Genomic DNA, 18,004 nt, shown 5'->3' with positions numbered 1-18,004 from the left:
AGGACCGCCCTATGTTAACCACCGCTTTGCAGCAATCGATAAAAATCGACGTCACCGAGTATTTGGGCGTCAAGGAATACGCGTATACCTGCTACGGCGACAGCGACAGCAAGGATATCTTCTATGTGGTGCCGGAGATCCCGGTGTTTGCCAAACGGGATACCAATACGCCGAGCTTCATGTTTTACAAATACCGCAGCGAAGATACCCAAGGCGGCTACGCGCAATTCACCGTGCAGCTGCCGCAGCCGAATGCGGAAATGAAAGACCGCATCCGCCTGCAGCTGTATAACGGCCTTGGCAGAAAAGACGGCCCGCTGGATAAAAAATCCAAGCTCATTGTCGACTACATCAAGGCGAAACAGGCCTATGAAGCGGACCCGGAAAACAACACCAAGAAGACCGCGATGGACCAGGCGCAGAAGAATACCGGCCTGAGCGATGAACAGCTCAACCGGTTTGTCGCGCTCTACGACGGCAACAAGGGCGACGATCAATTCCTCAGCGAACTGATGCCGGCGGACGCTGCAAAAATCGAACTGATGCAACCGCGCTACACCTCGGCGCAGGCCATGCTGATCCTCGACGGCAACGATAAGTTCTATCGCCAGATCCCAACGCCGCTGTCCCCCTCCGGCCTCGGCGACAACAATACCGTATTCAGCCTGTCGCTGACCGGGGAAGGCGCCACGCTGTTTGAACAGGTACTGAAAGGCACCGATAAAAACGCCAGCGTCGGCGTGCGCTTCGATCTCTCCCTGGATGCCTCCATGTCGGCGGCCAAAGTGATCGTCACCTACAACAGCGAGCAGGCCAAGTCCGTAGCGCAAACCATCAACTACCACACCTGGTCCGCCGACGAGAAAAAGATCGAGCAGGAGTTTTACGCCAAGGAAGCGATCAAGGTGGACGTGCAGATCGGGTTGACGGCGCAAGAGATGGGCATGGAACCCGGCGCCTATGAAAAATGGAAGGAGAGTCTGCGAAACTGGGGACAACAGCAGGTCGAGCAGATCCTGAGCAGCCAAACCGGCATCGACATGAGTCTCAATTTGCTGAACGACGCCGGCAGCTTTGAAAAATTCGAGTCCAAAATCTCGCAAACTCAGAGTTTCACCCGCGAATATGAAGAGAACGCCGTGGTGTCCTCCACCATTTACCCGCAAACTCAGCTGCCGTCGATACGCTCAATCGTCGGCGAAGCCGATTTGGATCAGTACTTCAAAGAGTACGATCTCCACGACCCGTTCTATCAGTACATCCAGCCGGAGTTCTTCGTCACCGAAGACATGGCCAAGTATGATATCGCCAATATCGTGGTCACCGCGGTATACGACGACGATCTCAAGAGCACGCTGACCTTTACGCCGAAGGATCCGGGGCCGAAGAAAACCGACAAATGGTTTATCAAACCCGAGCTCGGCCGCGCCTACCGTTATCATTACACCGTCAACTTCACCGGCATGCAGGCCAGGCCTTACCTGTCTGGGGACATCCAGGTCAAAGACGATCTGGTGGTCACCATCAACGCGGCGCAAAGCGGCATCGTCTACGCAGATATCTCCACCCTGCTCAACCCGCTGGGCTGGGAGGTCTTCAGCCAGGTCGTAGTCAAGACCCAGTACGAAGACAAAGAGCACAGCGTGCCACTCAAGCAATACACCCAGGTGATCAGCGACAAGAACCCGCCGGTGCCGTTTATTTATCCGATCGGCACCAACGTGGAAAAGCCGCTTTATTATTCGGCCGACTACTATGCGCTGGACGGCGACAGCCTGACCTACCTCCCGCCGGGCGTGGAAAGCAACCCTCAACTGCCCGGCTATGGCGAAACGCGCGGCAATCAGATCCTGATCGCCAACGCCCTGCCGAAGCAGCAGAAATACACCATCATCTTCAAACCGTCGCAAAAAGACGTTTCGCTGATCACCTTCGAGATGACGGTGAACTACCCGAAATGGGACTTCTCGCAAACGCAGCCCATTGCGTTAACCGAGTTCGACACCAAGTCGCTCACGCAGTACCTGACATTCAACCTGATGCAGCAAGAGAAAGGCAACGAGCCGCAGATCAACTACGTCGCCACGGTCTATTACGGCGATAACCAGGAGAAAACCGTCACCAAGCCGATCACGGGCACCAGCACCATCGTGGTCGTGACCTTCTGACGGCCGGTCTCCGCCGGAGCAAGCCTGCCTTGCTCCGGCTCCCTCTTCGATGACGTGGGGTTGCCGCTATGCGCGATCAGGTAATCATGCAAGACATCTGTTTTATTCGAGCGGACCCGGATCGGCCCGTGTATTACTACTGTGCCGCCGCGCCGAGCGTACAGGTCGCCGCAGGCAATCAACCCGATGTCCAACTGCAAATTTTCAGAAACCTCAACCAACCGGACGATCTTTACTACGCCACGCTGTCGTTGCAGACCCAGTTGGCCAGTTCGCCCGAAGCGGCGCAACGCGCCGCCGACGCCAGCCCGGACATACCGCGCGGTGCGATCTTATTGCCGCTGCAGGCGATCGCCTGCAGCGCGACGCTGAATATCCCCGATCTTATCCCAGGGCAGACCAGCAAAACCTCGCTGAGCGACCAGCAATATTGCTACCTGTCCGCCAAACTGGACGACGACGACGATATCCTGCTGTTGGCGAGCCTGATGCGTACGCCGGCCTCGACGCCGATCGCCGTCAGTTACAAAATCGACTACCTGCAGCAGCTGCCGCCAGCCACCTTCGAGCTGGAAGCCAACTGGGACCAGGTTTACCGTTACCTGCAGCGCTCGATAGGCTTTAACCTACTGATCTTTAGCGTCGGTATCGAGCAGACATCCACCCAGTTGATCAGCGAGAAAATCGTCACCGTCAAAGTCAGGGACACCGACCCCGACGGCCATATGGCGCAGGCGGCCGCCGAACTGACGCAGATCCTCACCAGCCAGTTCTTCACGCCGGTTATCGCCAACGAACCACAGCAGACAAGCCCCAAAGCCGGCTTTTATCTGCAACAGGTCTCGGTTGAAAACATCGACCAACGTCGCCTGAGCGGCAAGATCAGCGAAACCACCGTCGTGCAGCGTTCGCTCTATCCGCAGGCCCTGTTCGCCCAGCTGGTCAACGGCACGGACTATCAGGCCGATCGCGCGATCGTCAAACGCGATCTGCAGGATGACTTTTTCGCTTATCGCGAGGTGCGAGTCAGCCTGCTGTCGGATGCCCTTGACGCCAATATCCTGCTGGTGACGGCCCGGTTGCGCTATGGCTCAAACAGCCGACAGCTGAAATTCACCCGCGACGACTTCGGGCCCAAACCGTTTAAGGAACCCAGCCTGATCGACCCGAAAACGGGAAAAATGCTGTGGCCGGTCGAGTATGACTTTACCGTGTACTTCAACCAGTCGATAGGCGGCGTAACTTCGGTCAGCTCCGGTAGCCTGCAAACGGAGATGAGCGAGGTCTTTCTGGACGTCGAGTCGCTCTACGGCCGCTATGATTTCGCGATCGAAGCGGCGCAACAATTTGACTGGCAGCGCTATCAATCCGTGCTGGTCACGCTACGCTATCGCCACCGGCAACAGCCGAACAGCAGCGTGTCGCGCAGCTTCCAAATTGACCAGGCCAACCCGCGGGCCCACTACCCGGTCATGCTGCCGGAGCCGGACGAATACCAATTCGACGTCAACAAAACCTACAGCGCCGCCGTCAACTCACCGCATATTTCCGCCGAGCTGCAAGAACCGACCGGCCAGGACGTCTATCTATTCTCGACCCTGTATCGCCAGCGCGTGCTGACGCTGTCGGCCGACATGGACTGGCGCCGGGTGGAAATGGTCATCGTTTCCGCCAGCTACGCCTGCACGCCGGCGGAAACGCTGCAGCAGGTGTTTCAATTCACCGAATCCGACGCCGCCCCGCGCTGTTTCAGCGCCGATCAACTCGATCCCAAGCAGCTGACCGTCGATCTGGATATCTGGTTTACCTATCAACCCGGCGAAGGCGGCGATCGGCCCGAAAACGTGCAGTGCTCGACCGACGCCAACGCTCTCGATCTCGCCACCCTCAGTTAACTAAGGAAACGCCATGTTATTACTCAGAGCCAAAACCGCCACCATCAACAACATCACCTTCTTCGCCGACGATTCAGACGATAACCAGTTCTGGTATCTGCCCGGCGATATCCACATTGCGCAAAAGTCGGGCGAACCGGTGTTTTCGTTGATCAAATACACCGGCGACGCCAGCGACCCGCAAGGGGGATACATCAACTTCGAGGTCAATACCGCGATCGACGAAGCGGTGTTGAACCGTGCCTTTAACGACTATCTGCGCAAACTGAACGTTGATCCCAAGAACGCCCGCAAGGCCCAGGTACCGTATGATAAAGGCACGGTGAACTTCTTCGTGCTCGACGCGGGCGCCACCAACGGTGAGCTGATCAGCGCGCCTTGCCCAAGCCTGTTCGGCAACAACAGCGCCATTTTCAGCGCCAAGCTGACGCCGTCCCAGGCGGTGATCCTCGAAGCCGCGTTCACCCAGGCCAAGGCGCCGGCCGCCGTCGCCTATAACCTCAGCTTCACCGGCATCACGCCGGCGCTGAAGGTCGAAGTGACCGCACAGTTCGAAAGCATCTACAAAGAGTTCGATCTGAAATTCGGCGCCAACATTCCCATCCCGGTGGAGACGCCGGCCAGCTTCTGGCTGGGCTTCGACAGCGTCATCAAAAAACTGCAGCAGGATCAGAAACTGGTGATCAAGGTCACCGAAAGCATGCCGGGCGACGAAGAGGCCAAAGAGAAAGAGTGGGCGCTGCAGTTCGTCAAGGAAGAGATCCTGAAAAGCTTTTTCAGCGCCACGCTCAAACCTAACGACGACAGCAACCCGCAGGCGAAATCCGCCAGCGACGCCATTCTGGATTCGCTGATCGCCAGCGACAAGAAAGAAGGCGAAGAAGCCGGCAAAGGCGGCCTGTTCCCTAGCGCGTCGCTGGAGATCAAGCTGGTACGGATCGAGGAAACCAAAAGCCTGAACTTCAACTACACCTCGTCGAAAGCCCTCAGCCAGTCCGCCGTGCCGCAAAACTTCATCGGCAGCGATATCCTGCACGCCCAGAAAACCGCGCCCTACTTTATTCAGGTCAACGTCAATGATCCGTTCTTCCAACAGCTGGATTTGACCGTGCTCGGACCGGACAGCTTCGAGGAGTATGGGATCAAGGCCGCCACCTTTAACATCCGTTACAACAACCAGGTTTATACCGGCGCGCCTTTCACCAACGATGACGGGACATGGACCAAACGCATCGCCCGCAGCAGCGATAAGAACGAGCTGTTCCATGTCACCAGCGAATTCGCTTTCAAATCCGTAGCCTCCTCGGGCTGGGAAGGCAGCAGCAACTATCAGTCGCTGTCCGAATCGGCCTCGACGCTGCTGAACATGGATCCCGGCTCAGTGCTGTCGTTCAACGAGATCAGTATCTTCCTCGATCGCAAATTCTCTTGGGAAAACTGCAACCAGGTCATGGTGGAGCTGAGCTATCAGGATGACAAAGGAAGCCGCAAGATCAAGAAATATACCTTTAACCAAGACGCGCACGAGAGCCAAACGTTCAAATACCGCTGTCTGACGGAGAAGCCCTGGGCGGTCAATTACACACTGATCTACTTCCTGGTAGGCGGGGAAACCGTCGAACGCAGCGGCAGCGAAAACCCGCCGGCGATCGTTATCCCCAATCTGGTTTAGGTGTGCGCCATGACCGATCGCAACGCAGTGTTACCCGCGGCATGGAACGCCCTGGTCAGCGCCCTGTGCAAGGAAGCGCCCCATTTGCAAAACACGCTGGCCCCGGACGTCGCCCGCTTCAGCCGGACGAAGGCGACGCCCGGTGGTTTGTCCGCCGCGTTTACCACCAGCCTGCTCGGTTATAACGGCAGCCCGTTGGAGTTCACCGTCTCGTCGGCCAAACCGCAGGGGCTCGCCTGCACGCTGGATCCCTTTTTACCGCGCTACGCGCAGCGGCGCGGCGTCGAGGCGTTTGTCCGACACTGTCAGACGATCACCGCAGCCCCGCTCGCCGATCCCGCCAACAGCCTGGAGGCGGTGCGACGCATGCAATGTGCAAGCGTTCAGCCGTTGCGCTTCGGCGCCTGGCTTGGGCGAAAATACGCCCCGGATGCGATCAAAACCAAAGTCTACGTTGAAACCCCCACTGACATGGCGGCCGCGCCCAATGGATTGCAAGGGCCGCTCGCCGCCGAGGCCCGCCGCGCGGCGGGATTGACGCTGCTGATGGTGGGGTATTACCCGGAGTCTGCCGACTCTCCGCGCGAATATTACTACCAGTGGCACAGTGCGCGGATCACGCGTGACGATATCCTCGCCGTCATGCGGCTGTTCGAGAGAGAAAGCCGTTTTTCCGCCCTGATGCCGCTGCTGGACCGCGCGCTGCAGCAGCAGGACAGACGGGACTTCCCCCCGACCACCTACGGGTTCAGTCTGGGATACGCGCCGGACGGCAATTTGGAGAGTTTTACGCTGTTCGCCATGGCGGCAAGTTTTTTCGGCGACAACCGCCGCGTTTTTGACGGCATCACCGCGTTGCTGGCGCCTGATGGCCAAACCCTGCCGCTGCTTAACCGCGCGGTGAGCGAGCAGGTTCCGTTGCAGTACAACGTCGTCGGTTTTTCCTGCGATCGCCAGGGCAATCACAGCGTCAGCTGCACGTTCAGCCCGCAGAATGCGCATTTCGAAATCCTGCCATGCAAAGCGCGCGAAACGGCACCGCTTGTGCCATTGCCGTTGGCGGAGCTGCTGGCGCAGCAGTGTGCCAGCGGCGCCTTTCCCTCTCATGTCAGAACGCCGGATGGCCGCTGGCACAAGGATGAAAATGCTTTTGTCACCGCCCAGGTGCTCCGCACGCTGGATTATAGCGCCCAGACCTCGCCCCATATCGAGCTGGCGCTCGACTTCTTGCTCGGTTGCGAGAGCCGCCCGCATCACTTCCATTTTTGGCCTGCCGGCAAGCACCCCACCTGGATGGCGGGCCAGCGGATCGACGCTGACATCGACGATACCGCCATTATCACTGAGCTCTTGTATCGATTCCATCGGCGCTCGTTGGCGCAAGCCAAGCAAACGCTGGCGCAGATGCAGGCTTATCAGGTACAGCGCGTCGAACGGCGGCTGAAGACGACGCCCTATCCCTGGGCCGAGTGTTACGCCTTTCACACCTGGATGAAAGACGACGGTGATATCACGCAGTTGGACTGCTGCGTGAATACCAACGCGCTGATTTTAATCCATGCGTTGACCGCCGCTCACGGCAGCCCGCCGCCGGCCTATCCGCGCATTATCCAAATGCTGAATCAGGCGGTGAGCTGGAGCGACGGCGATTACAACCGTCTCAACGCGTTAACGCCCTATTATGCCCACCCGCATGAGTGGCTGAGTACGCTGGAATACGCCAGGCGGCAAGGGGTGCCGCATCTTTCACCGGCGATCGATGCGCTGGCCGCCTGGCGCTTGCCGGCGACCAATGACGAAAGCCCGCTCTATCGCCGTCACGACGGTCATTTTCTTTGGACTTCCGCCTGCCTGAACCAGTTCAGACATCTGGCACGCCTTTCTTCCCTGGAGGATCGCTATGAACATATTTCTCAATGATCTGGTGACGCTGAACAAGGTCATTTTGGACAACGCGCGCGAACAGTTTCCCGACGCCGAAGCCCCCCGTCTGCGCTACCGCGCCGCGCCCGCGCCGGTGGCCGACGAACTGCAGGCCGATGTTTGTACCGAAGTCGTCTCGGGAGAGACGCGCTATCGCATCGCTACCACCAGTGACGGTACGCGCTGGCATATGACGGTGGATTTCGCGCTCAGCCGCGCCGTTCAGCAGGTGCCCTACGTGGTGCTGACCTTCAGCACTTTCGGCAAGGTCGAAGAAATGATCTTCGAACAGGTTTTGCTGGACGCCCCGCCGACCCGCTACCGCGCCCAGCTCGACCTGGACCGCCTGGAACAGCGTGACGCGCTGCTGCGAGCGCTGTCGGATTATGACTCGCAAACCACGCTGGTGGTCGCCATCGTCACCGATAACGGGCTCCTCAACACTATCACCTCGCCGAAAGTCTTCTACTTCGCCGAGAACTACTATCCCTATATCTATCAGGGCATCCTGCCGCCGCCGCCGCGCCTGCAGCTGATCCTCACGCCGCTGGCCTTCGGGCATCTGTGGTACAACTACTATCAGGACTATGTACGAAAAAACTATCTTTACTACCTACCGGATACTTTCCTGCTGGCGACCAACGCCGCCGAGGACGACAAACCGATGCTGTCTATCTCGTTTTCTGCAGCGCCGCACGCGACCTCGCTCAACGATGTCGAAGTGACGTTCGACTATTTCCTGTCGCCCAAGGTCAATCAGGCGCGCATCGGCGACGCCACCACACAGTTCACGCAGATGCAACCGGACGGCAAGCTGGCACCGTTCGCCAACGCGGACACCCTGACGCTGCAGCTGGGGCTACCGGACGGAAAAACGGAGGAAAAAAACGCGCTGATCAATCTGCAGAGCGGCATCGTGGATTCATTCACGCTGCCCGCCAGCCAATTTGGATTGATTTGGGATGCCTTCTTCGATCGGTCGCCGCAAAACCTGCTGCTCAAAGGGTATCTGGCGGTGCAGTTCACCGGCTTCAACCCGGATAATCTGCCCGTAGCGCTGGCGCTGGACGCCAAATACCAGAACAGGCTGCCGGATTTCATCAAGCAATCCGCACCGGCGGACATCAATAAGACCGTGGAATTCCGCAGCGACGCAGGCGCCTACGATCCTGCCGGACCGCGACCAATCAAGCGCATGCTGGTCAGCATCGACAACCAAACCATTGAGCTGGACAAGGAACACCCCGTTCAATCGGTTAACGTGAAGATTTCCGTGCTGGAACTGATCCTGCATCCGGACAAGAAGCTGGTGTATCACTACGATTTGCAGATTATCTACGTCGACGGCGGCAAAAAGTCCTCCTACGACAATACGTCCAGCTTCGAGATTATTTACGTCCCCTGAACGGGGAAAGAATGGCGGCGCGGCCGGGCGGCATCCAGCCCGGTGCGCCGGAACAGAGGATCAGCGTTTTTTCTTTTTGTTGAAATCCAGCTCGAAGGCGAACACGGCGCTCTGAATTTTGCGCTCCATCGCCAATCCGAGCTTAAGAAAGCGGCATGACAGGCGCGAGAAGTGCACCACCTGGTCGTTATCGTCGGTTTCCTGATCGTCGTTGACCACCACCAGCTCCATGTTGACCTTGAAGCTGCCGTAGCTGCCCAGATCCAGCTCCGCTTTCTTGAACTGCAAGCCTGGCTGGAAGAAATCCGGCAGCGGGCCGTCGAAGCGTAAACCGACGCCGCCGGCGGAGAGATCGTGGATCCGCAGCTCGTACGGCGTGCCGTCCGGGTATTCGCCGGTACAAAAGAATTGGCGCCAGTGCGGCGTAGTGATGCGGAATTGACGGCGACGCTGGATATAGACCAGCTCCTGCGGCAGCCGGGTCGAACAGGCCTGTACGCCCTGATGTTCGGTCAGCTCCGCCTGGGGGACGGAAAACTCGATTTTGGCGTCGTTGCTTTCAATCACGATGGTGCAAGCGCCGTCGATGGCGCTCGAGGCTTCCTCACCGCTAAACACGATATTGTCCGGCCCGACGCTCAATAACAGACTTTGAAACCGGTGCTGCTGATTTTCTACGCGCAGCGGCGTGCGTTGTTTGCAAATTTCTCGCAGAATCGCCAGAACTTCAAAACGCTCCCGTTTGATAAACAGTCCGTTATCGCTGTGCTCCACACGTGTCTCCTGACTTTTTTTCTAATGACGTCTTACGTATTCCTTACGGTTATCATCTCTGGGAATATTCCTAAAGTCAAATTTGCCAGCGTTGCCAGGCCTGCGGCAGCAGGCGCGCGAAACGTTTCGCCCATACCTGTTGCCCGCGTTCGTCAGCGACCAAATCCTGGCGAATTTCGATGCCGACGTAAGGCAAACCGCGGCGCTCCGCGTGCACCGGCAACGTGTAATCGGTGGCGTCCGTCATCGCATAAGGTTCGTTAATACCCACCTGCAGATCCCCCTCTTCACGCAGCAGTTCAGCCAACAGCAGCGCAAATTCCGGGTAGCGGTTAAACAGCAGCCCCACCTGCCAGGGGCGCGATTGGCCCTTGAACACCGGCGTGAAGCTGTGCATGGCGATCACCGCCGTCGGCAGTTCGCGCAGTTGGCGTTGCCCCAGATGCTCGTCGATGGCGTGGTGATACGGTAAAAATACCTCGCGCTCACGCGCCAGCGCGTGTTCGGCGTCGATGCCGATATTGCCGGGGATGGGCGTCAGTTCAGACAAATGCGGGATCGAGCTGGCGATGCCGGGCGCCCGGTTGCAGTCGATCACCAACCGTGAGTAACGCTGATGAATCAGCGTGGCGTCCAGTTGGCGGCTCAGATGGCGCGATACGCCCAGCGCGCCGATATCCCAACCGATGTGGCGCTCGATCTCCCCCGGCGGTAAGCCGAGATCCCCGAGGGATTGCGGTATCGCCTTGCCGGCGTGATCGCACAGCAGCAAAAATGGCGCTTTGCCGCGCGGGGTTTCAACGGCGGCGGCGGGCGGTTCATCGGCGGACAATAACGGCGGGATAAACGAATGAGGCATGAAAGGCTCCGGCGGTGGAAAGCAAAACGTTTATCGTAGCGCTATCCCGTCGCCGGCCCCAAGGTCGTGCTTAGATCAAAAAGGCATGAGTCAGACGCCGATCATGCCGTCTCGGCTTCCTGCGGCTGATGCACCGCAATATAACGTTGATAACGCGACGGCTTGAGCCGCGAGGTATCCACCAGCACCAGGCCGTCGATGCAGTTGTTGAAGGCCGGATCGGTGCCAAAGTCGATAAACTGCACCCCGCCCGGTTCGCACAGCTCGGTGTACTGTTTGTACAGCGTCGGGATCGAGCAGCCGATGTTGCTGAGCAGGCTCTTCAGCCGCACCAGATCTTCCTGGTAGTTATCCCCGGCAAACTGCGCCAGCACCTGCGGCAACGACGCCGGATAAGGACGACGCGACTGCGCGAAGGCGTGGTCCGGCGAGAAATAGAGCCGATAGAAGGCGATCAACAGATCCCGCGCCGCCAGCGGCATGCCGCCGGAAATGGATACCGGGCCGAACAGATAGCGATACTGTGGGTATTTCGACAGATAGGCGCCGATGCCCAGCCACAAATAGTCCAGCCCGCGCTTGCCCCAATAGGCCGGCTGAATGAAGCTGCGCCCCAGCTCGATGCCCTGCGCCAGGATCGGTTCCATATCGCGATCATAGTGGAACAGGCTGTTGCTGTAGATGCTCTCCAGGCCCTTACGCGCGATTTGTTCGGCGGTGGGGATAAAACGATAGGCGCCGACGATCTCCAGCTCCTCTTCATCCCACAGCACCAGGTGATAATAATCGTCGTCGTAGCTGTCCAGATCGCGGCGGCGGCCGGATCCTTCCCCCACCGCGCGGAAAGCGATCTCGCGCAGGCGCCCCAGCTCGCGCAGGATCGGCGTGCGCGCTTCATCGTGACGGCGATAGAGATAGATGGTTTTGCCGTCCGGCGTCACCCCCAGTCTTTCGCAGTTCGCCAGCGCCTTTTTCAGCTCCAGACGCTCTTCCGGCAACGCGATCGGCGATTCGCTGGCGAACAGCCCCGGTTTGCCCTGGCCCAGGCGATAAACGTGGCGGCGAAAGCGCTCCGCCAGATCCTTGGCGCTGGTGTGGCCGTCGTGCCAGTTGGCGAACGGCACGCGGCCGCCGATGCGGATCCTGATGCGCCCGCCCCGCTGCTGGAACATTTCACGCACCAGCAGCAGCGTCGACAGCGGACGGTAGACCAGCGACGTAAAGTAGAACAGGTTGCTGTTGCGCGCGCTGATATGAATCGGCACGATCGGCGCGCGCGCCTTGGCGGCCAGACGCAGAAAACCGGTATGCCAGTGGCCGTCGCGGATGCCTTTCGGGCTCATGCGCGACACTTCGCCGGCCGGGAACAGGATCAGCGCGCCCTGATTGTCCAGCTGCTGCTGCATGCCTTCTATCTGTTTGCGGCTGGTTTTATAAGCGACGTTATCCACCGGCACGAACAGGTTGCGCAGCGGTTCGATGTAGGTCAGCAGTTGGCTGGCCACCACTTTCACATCCGGACGCACCGCCGCGACGGCGCGCAACAGCACCAGTCCGTCGAGCGAGCCGATCGGGTGATTGGCCACGAGCACCACCGGCCCCTGGCTGGGGATGTTTTCCAGATCGCCGTCCACCAGCTCGCAGCTGAGGTTAAAGTAGTCCACCACCTGCTCGATCAGATCGAGCCCTTTCAGGTGAGGATAGTCGGCGGCGAACTGTTTGAATTCTTTTTCGAAGAGAAGGGTTCTTAGCAGGCTGCGCTGCCAGGCAGGGGTATTGCGGTGTGGAAATGCATCTTGCAACAGAGAATCCAGGCTGAACATCGCGTTATCTCCTGACGTAGTCGCTGCAAACTTAAGCCAGAGCCATGACTCTGACATGTCAGTCACATGACAATAAAATGAATCCATCGACTATCAGGTATAGCAAAGTAATGGCGATTTGGGAGCGAAAGACGCATTTTCGCCCCCACTTCCCCTCACATCGGCGCCAGCAACGCTTCAATGCGGCGGTTCACCGCCTCACGCAGGCGCTATCGGCTGCAGATCCTCGCCGGGATGGGCCACGAACGGATCGCCGGAGAGAAACGCATGGCCGCTGTCGTTCACCCTCACCCGCTGCAATGCGGCGCTATTACACGCGCCGGCATAAAAAAACAGTGAAAGCCCGGCGGCTGCCGAATTATCGCTGCGGCTTTCGGCCTCGACGGACTGAATAATTAAATGCCGGGAATTGTCGACTGAAAAATAACGAATTTGCCGTTTTCAGTTTGCGTTGACGCTGCTTTCGGTTGGCGCTCAAATGAAAGCAAAAACAAATATAAACAACTGATAGATATAGATATTTTAAAATTAATCGATTGCATTTCAGTGTTTCGTTTGCTGTAATTCGCCACGAACAACTGAAAGCGCTCCGGTCGGTATCGCTGCGGCTTATTAAGCCGCGGTCGGGCACGGCTACAGGTAAATCAGGAGTCTGCGTTAATGATCACTACCGCAAAACGCCGGGAATTAATTATCGACCCGCTGTGCCGCGAAGGCGCGGTGCGCGTGGAACCGCTCAGCCAGCTGCTTTCGGTCTCCAGCGTCACCATCCGCATCAATCGCGACGTCAAACACACCCTCGCCGACGCTAGCAAATTCGGCCGCACAAGTTTTTGCACGATCGCGACATCGGCCAGATCCACCGCCTGGTCACCGACAGCCGCATTCCAGAACACTGTCTGCAGGCGCTGCACCCTTTAGGGATCGACGTGATTATCGCCGACCGTTAACCGAGGATTTTTAAGGAGCTGTCATCATGAACGCGTATTTCTCTTACGAGGCGAATTGGCTGAAGCAGCGCAACGCCTGGCACACCGCCGCAGAAATTTGGCAACAGCCGGATCTGTGGGCGGCGCTGCACCGGCAGCTGCAGGATCAACAGGCGCAATGGCAGCCGTTTCTGGCGCCGCTGCTGGTCAATCCGCGCCTGCAGATCGTGCTGTGCGGCGCCGGCAGCTCGGCGTTCGCCGGCCGCGCCCTGGCCCCCTGGCTGCGCGAACGCACCGGCCGCGACGTGGTGGCCTACGGCACTACCGATATCGTCGCCAACCCGCTGCAGTATCTCGACCCTGAGCGGCCGACGCTGCTGGTCTCCTTCGCCCGCTCGGGCAACAGCCCGGAGAGCGTGGCGACGGTGGAGCTGGCCGACCAACTGCTGCCGGAAAGCTACCACCTGATGCTGGTGTGCAACCCGGACAGCAAGCTGGCGCAGTATGCGCATCGGCGCGACAACATCTGTTCGCTGGTGATGCCGCAAGGTTCTAACGATCAGAGCTTCGCCATGACCTCCAGTTTCAGCTGCATGATGCTGAGCGCCGCGCTGCTGCTCGGCCCCCTGTCGCTCGAGGCCACCCAGGCGCCGCTGCACGCCATGGTGCAGCGCTGCCGCGCACTGCGAGAAACGCTGCAGCCGCAGGTGAAAGCGCTGGCCGCCGGCGGCTTCCGCCGCTACATCACCCTCGGCGGCAGCTGCTTTACCGGCCTCGCCGAAGAGGCCTCGCTCAAGATGCTGGAGCTGACCGCCGGGCGAATCGTGACACGCTACGACTCGCCGCTCGGCCTGCGTCATGGTCCGAAATTCATGGTCGACGGCCAGACGCTGGTGGTGTTGATGTTCTCGCGCGACGACTACGCCCGCCAGTATGACCGCGATCTGTGGAACGAACTGCAGCGCGATGGGCAGGCGATGCAGCTGGTCGGATTGACCGGCGAGCGCCAACCCCTCGCTGATGCCCTGCTGCATATGCACGATGCGGCAGACGATATCTGGCTGCTGTTCCCGTATCTGCTGTTCACCCAAATGCTGGCCTTCGAGAGTTCGCTGGCGCTGGGGCTGACACCAGACAACCCTTGCCCGACCGGCGAGGTTAACCGGGTGGTGAAAGGCGTGACGATTTACCGTTTTCCTTCCCCCGAGCTGTAAGGAGATCCCATGTATCTGATAGCCAACCGAGACATGCTGCTCAAGGCGCAGCGCCAGGGTTACGCCGTTCCGGCGTTTAACGTTCACAATCTGGAAACCGTGCAGGTGGTGGCGGAGACCGCCGCCGAGCTGCGCTCGCCGGTGATCATGGCCGGCACACCCGGCACCTTCAGCTATGCCGGCACCGACTACCTGATCGGTATCTGTCAGGCGGCCGCGCACCGCTACGATCTGCCGCTGGCGCTGCATCTGGATCATCACGAAGAGCTCGATGACATCGAGCACAAGGTGAAAAGCGGCATCCGCTCGGTAATGATCGACGGCTCCCATTTGCCGTTCGAGCAGAATATCGCCAAGGTGGCCGCCGCAGTGGCCCTGTGCCATCGCTACGGCGCCAGCGTGGAAGCGGAGCTGGGCCGCCTGGGCGGGCAAGAGGACGATCTGATCGTCGATACGGCGGACAGCTTCTATACCGACCCGGTGGCGGCACGCGAGTTTGTCGCCGCCACCGGCATCGATTCGCTGGCGGTGGCGATCGGTTCCGCCCACGGCCTGTATCACGGCGAACCGAAGCTGGACTTCGAACGCCTGGCGCTGATCCGCGAACAGGTAGACGTGCCGTTGGTGCTGCATGGCGCCTCCGGCATTCCGGAAGCGATGGTCAAGCGCGCGATTTCGCTCGGCGTTTGCAAGGTCAACGTCGCCACCGAATTGAAAATCGCCTTCGCCGATGCGGTAAAAAGCTACTTTTCACAGCATCCGGATGCCAACGATCCGCGCAAATACATCGTCCCCGGCAAGCTGGCGATGAAAGAAGTGGTGGCGGAAAAGATCCGTATCTGCGGCAGCAGCGGCATGCTGTAAGCCCACGCCCGCCCCCGGTTTCAGTGGCTGCACCACGGGGGCGAAAACATCCCGCCATTTTCCGCTTTCCTGAGAGAACGATCACAGCCTGTTATCCCGCCCGCGTCTGAAACCATTAACCGGTCTTCACTATGATCCAAATCATGGTTTTACTCATCCTACCTCTCTATTATCAAATTCATTGAATGCAGGCAGTAGGATTTTTGCCCATTCGTTTTTATTTCGCCAAGCGAAATAGCTTATTTGATGAAAACAAGCGCGCTTGTTTTTTAATTGGCAGTGTTTTTACTCTGAAAGGAACAGCGTATGAACCATTACTTAGCCGTATTAAGCGCATTGGTCATTCTGCCCTTCGCTCTGCAAGCAAAACAGCTTTCCGGCAGCCAGGTCGCCTCTGGCGTCGTCCGCTTCACCGGCGCCATTACCACGCCTGCATGCACCGTCAAACATCAGGATGAAAAGCTTATCTCCAGCTGCTTCGGTAAAGTGACGGAATATCAGAACGGGTATATATCCTCTTCGTTAAAAGCGATGCCAAAAGAATTAGTTTCTGCCGTCAGCAGTGAGATGGTGAATAACGATCCCCATTTAAAACGCGTGACCATCAGCTATAAGTAACCACAAAGCGTTACTGCCTGCGGAAATAATAAACAAGACACAACTTGTCTTGATGACTTATAAATTTATTTTATAAATTTATCGCACAATAACTCCCCGCCTTACCGTAAGCCGGCTATTCGGGCGACCCTGCGGTCGCCCATCAGCATGTCCGAAATCCGCCATCGCTCCCTTGCGTTTCATGCGATAATCGCCCTACCAAACCGAGGAGTGATCCAGATGCAGACTTTTTTGATTGATCGTACCGCCACGCCGGTGGGAGAACTGGTGCTGATTGCCGATGAACAGGGGCGCCTGCGGGCGATTGACTGGACCGATCATGAAGCGCGCCTGATGAAGCTGCTGAATACCCACTACCGCGCCGATCGGTTCACCCTGCGCGAACAGCGCGATCCCAGCGGGCTGACCGACGCCATGCAGCGCTATTTCGCCGGTGAACTGAGCATTATCGATCGGTTGCCGGTGATGACCGCCGGCACCGAGTTCCAACGCACCGTCTGGCAACAGCTGCGCCAAATCCCCTGCGGCGAGATCCTGACCTACGGCCAGCTCGCGCAACGCATCGGCCGTCCGACCGCCTCGCGCGCAGTCGGCATGGCCAACGGTTCAAATCCGATCAGCATCGTCGTGCCCTGCCACCGAGTGATCGGTTCGCAAGGCGCACTGACCGGCTATGCCGGCGGCGTACAGCGCAAACAATGGCTGCTGCAGCACGAAGGCTACCTGCCTAAAAGCCTGCTGTAGCCGCGCCAGGCGATTATCCGGCGCCATTGTTTGGCGACGCTTAATAAAGCCCATTGCTCAACGCCACGCTCGCAGGCCGCTGGGCCCCATGAATAACTTGTGTGAATAAAACGCGTAAGTCACAAATAATACTCATAACTTCAGTCCCCTACAGAATAATCGGCGGCATGTGTGCGTAAAATTCGCACACAATGCCCCTATTCAGACTAATGCTACCCTTATCAGCTGCGGCAAAAGATGTTAAAATTGACTCATATCAATTATTGAATGAGCGTAATCTATGATCCCGGAAAAACGCGTGATTCGTCGTATCCAGTCTGGTGGTTGTGCGATCCATTGCCAGGACTGCAGCATCAGCCAGCTGTGCATTCCTTTCACCCTTAATGCCCACGAGCTGGATCAGCTCGACAACATTATCGAGAGGAAAAAGCCTATTCAGAAAGGCCAGACCCTGTTCAAGGCCGGCGACGAGCTGAAATCGCTGTACGCGATCCGTTCCGGGACCATCAAGAGCTACACCATCACCGAGCAAGGCGACGAGCAGATCACCGGCTTCCACCTGGCGGGTGACCTGGTGGGCTTTGACGCCATCGGTGGCCTGAAGCACCCAAGCTTCGCCCAGGCGCTGGAAACCTCGATGGTGTGCGAAATTCCGTTCGAGACCCTCGACGATCTGTCCGGCAAAATGCCAAACCTGCGTCAGCAGATCATGCGGTTGATGAGCGGCGAGATCAAAGGCGACCAGGACATGATCCTGCTGTTGTCGAAGAAAAACGCCGAAGAGCGCCTGGCGGCGTTCGTTTACAACCTGTCGCGCCGCTTTGCGGAGCGCGGTTTCTCTCCGCGCGAGTTCCGTTTGACCATGACCCGCGGCGATATCGGCAACTATCTCGGCCTGACGGTGGAAACCATCAGTCGACTGCTGGGTCGCTTCCAGAAAAGCGAAATCCTCAGCGTGAAAGGCAAATATATCACCATCGAAAACGCCGACGCCCTGTCGGTGCTGGCCGGTACGCCGCGTATCAACGTGACCGTCAACGCCTGATTCTCCTGCCGGATCACCATTTCCCCGAAATTGTTGATCCGGCACGCTTCTGTTGTTGTTCTGTTTTTCAA

13 protein-coding genes and 2 pseudogenes are annotated in these 18,004 nt (G+C 58.3%); 12 read left to right on the top strand and 3 right to left on the bottom strand.

Features of this window, described 5'->3' with window-relative positions; genetic code table 11:
* Positions 1-11: 11 nt before the first annotated feature.
* The 5 genes from ITX55_RS01540 to ITX55_RS01520 all read left to right on the top strand — a co-directional run bounded on the left by ITX55_RS01540 (position 12) and on the right by ITX55_RS01520 (position 9,063).
* Positions 12-2,168, top strand: a complete 2,157-nt coding sequence (locus tag ITX55_RS01540) for a hypothetical protein (protein WP_033650305.1) — start codon at positions 12-14, stop codon at positions 2,166-2,168.
* A gap of 128 nt (positions 2,169-2,296) precedes the next feature.
* Positions 2,297-4,063 (top strand): hypothetical protein, encoded by a 1,767-nt coding sequence (locus ITX55_RS01535; protein ID WP_223524928.1) that lies wholly within the window; start codon positions 2,297-2,299, stop codon positions 4,061-4,063.
* A 13-nt stretch (positions 4,064-4,076) separates the two neighbouring features.
* A complete protein-coding gene (locus ITX55_RS01530) occupies positions 4,077-5,735 on the top strand; it encodes a hypothetical protein (protein WP_223084727.1) in 1,659 nt (552 codons plus the stop codon).
* Between the two features lie 9 nt (positions 5,736-5,744).
* A complete protein-coding gene (locus tag ITX55_RS01525) occupies positions 5,745-7,655 on the top strand; it encodes a hypothetical protein (protein WP_223084724.1) in 1,911 nt (636 codons plus the stop codon).
* Positions 7,636-9,063, top strand: coding sequence for a hypothetical protein (locus ITX55_RS01520; protein ID WP_033650301.1), 1,428 nt, complete (start codon positions 7,636-7,638; stop codon positions 9,061-9,063). The genes ITX55_RS01525 and ITX55_RS01520 overlap by 20 nt, the downstream gene beginning before the upstream one ends.
* A 60-nt stretch (positions 9,064-9,123) precedes the next feature.
* On the opposite strand, the gene ITX55_RS01515 is transcribed toward ITX55_RS01520, so the two are convergent.
* The 3 genes from ITX55_RS01515 to ITX55_RS01505 all read right to left on the bottom strand — a co-directional run bounded on the left by ITX55_RS01515 (position 9,124) and on the right by ITX55_RS01505 (position 12,519).
* Positions 9,124-9,837 (bottom strand): flagellar brake protein, encoded by a 714-nt coding sequence (locus ITX55_RS01515; RefSeq protein ID WP_033643201.1) that lies wholly within the window; start codon positions 9,835-9,837, stop codon positions 9,124-9,126.
* Positions 9,838-9,913: 76 nt separating this feature from the next.
* Positions 9,914-10,696 carry an N-formylglutamate amidohydrolase gene (locus ITX55_RS01510; protein ID WP_197755926.1) on the bottom strand — a complete coding sequence of 261 codons (783 nt, stop codon included), beginning with the start codon at positions 10,694-10,696 and terminating at the stop codon, positions 9,914-9,916.
* 101 nt (positions 10,697-10,797) lie between these two features.
* On the bottom strand, positions 10,798-12,519 hold the full coding sequence (locus ITX55_RS01505; RefSeq protein WP_033643203.1) for a lysophospholipid acyltransferase family protein: 1,722 nt from the start codon (positions 12,517-12,519) through the stop codon (positions 10,798-10,800).
* A gap of 660 nt (positions 12,520-13,179) precedes the next feature.
* On the opposite strand from ITX55_RS01505, the pseudogene ITX55_RS23955 reads away from it, so the two are divergent.
* The 7 genes and pseudogenes from ITX55_RS23955 to ITX55_RS01475 form a co-directional block, all read left to right on the top strand.
* Positions 13,180-13,257 (top strand): annotated as a pseudogene (locus ITX55_RS23955) (DeoR family transcriptional regulator); the annotation flags it as partial.
* Positions 13,258-13,317: 60 nt separating this feature from the next.
* Positions 13,318-13,469 (top strand): annotated as a pseudogene (locus ITX55_RS24175) (DeoR family transcriptional regulator); the annotation flags it as partial.
* A 26-nt stretch (positions 13,470-13,495) separates the two neighbouring features.
* Complete coding sequence (locus ITX55_RS01495; RefSeq protein ID WP_197755925.1) at positions 13,496-14,662, top strand: SIS domain-containing protein; 1,167 nt, start codon at positions 13,496-13,498, stop codon at positions 14,660-14,662.
* A 9-nt stretch (positions 14,663-14,671) separates the two neighbouring features.
* The gene (locus ITX55_RS01490; protein ID WP_033650298.1) at positions 14,672-15,526 is read left to right on the top strand and encodes a tagatose bisphosphate family class II aldolase; all 855 of its coding nucleotides are present in this window, start codon (positions 14,672-14,674) and stop codon (positions 15,524-15,526) included.
* Positions 15,527-15,832: 306 nt separating this feature from the next.
* The gene (locus ITX55_RS01485) at positions 15,833-16,144 is read left to right on the top strand and encodes a hypothetical protein (protein ID WP_197755924.1); all 312 of its coding nucleotides are present in this window, start codon (positions 15,833-15,835) and stop codon (positions 16,142-16,144) included.
* Positions 16,145-16,363: 219 nt separating this feature from the next.
* Positions 16,364-16,888 carry a methylated-DNA--[protein]-cysteine S-methyltransferase gene (ogt, locus tag ITX55_RS01480; RefSeq protein WP_004938274.1) on the top strand — a complete coding sequence of 175 codons (525 nt, stop codon included), beginning with the start codon at positions 16,364-16,366 and terminating at the stop codon, positions 16,886-16,888.
* A 280-nt stretch (positions 16,889-17,168) separates the two neighbouring features.
* On the top strand, positions 17,169-17,933 hold the full coding sequence (locus ITX55_RS01475) for an FNR family transcription factor (RefSeq protein WP_004938278.1): 765 nt from the start codon (positions 17,169-17,171) through the stop codon (positions 17,931-17,933).
* Positions 17,934-18,004: the final 71 nt, after the last annotated feature.

It is taken from the genome of Serratia sp. EWG9, from assembly GCF_019913725.1.
Classification (GTDB): domain Bacteria; phylum Pseudomonadota; class Gammaproteobacteria; order Enterobacterales; family Enterobacteriaceae; genus Serratia; species Serratia ureilytica.
The sequence above is the reverse complement of the archived record's forward strand: the minus strand, read 5'-3'. Positions and strand labels throughout refer to the sequence as shown.

Coding starts and splice junctions, on each gene's coding strand:
- ITX55_RS01525 (WP_223084724.1), top strand. CDS start 5,745: ATGACCGATCGCAACGCAGTGTTACCCGCGGCATGGAACGCCCTGGTC.
- ogt (WP_004938274.1), top strand. CDS start 16,364: ATGCAGACTTTTTTGATTGATCGTACCGCCACGCCGGTGGGAGAACTG.
- ITX55_RS01530 (WP_223084727.1), top strand. CDS start 4,077: ATGTTATTACTCAGAGCCAAAACCGCCACCATCAACAACATCACCTTC.
- ITX55_RS01490 (WP_033650298.1), top strand. CDS start 14,672: ATGTATCTGATAGCCAACCGAGACATGCTGCTCAAGGCGCAGCGCCAG.
- ITX55_RS01495 (WP_197755925.1), top strand. CDS start 13,496: ATGAACGCGTATTTCTCTTACGAGGCGAATTGGCTGAAGCAGCGCAAC.
- ITX55_RS01540 (WP_033650305.1), top strand. CDS start 12: ATGTTAACCACCGCTTTGCAGCAATCGATAAAAATCGACGTCACCGAG.
- ITX55_RS01520 (WP_033650301.1), top strand. CDS start 7,636: ATGAACATATTTCTCAATGATCTGGTGACGCTGAACAAGGTCATTTTG.
- ITX55_RS01505 (WP_033643203.1), bottom strand. CDS start 12,519: ATGTTCAGCCTGGATTCTCTGTTGCAAGATGCATTTCCACACCGCAAT.
- ITX55_RS01510 (WP_197755926.1), bottom strand. CDS start 10,696: ATGCCTCATTCGTTTATCCCGCCGTTATTGTCCGCCGATGAACCGCCC.
- ITX55_RS01475 (WP_004938278.1), top strand. CDS start 17,169: ATGATCCCGGAAAAACGCGTGATTCGTCGTATCCAGTCTGGTGGTTGT.
- ITX55_RS01485 (WP_197755924.1), top strand. CDS start 15,833: ATGAACCATTACTTAGCCGTATTAAGCGCATTGGTCATTCTGCCCTTC.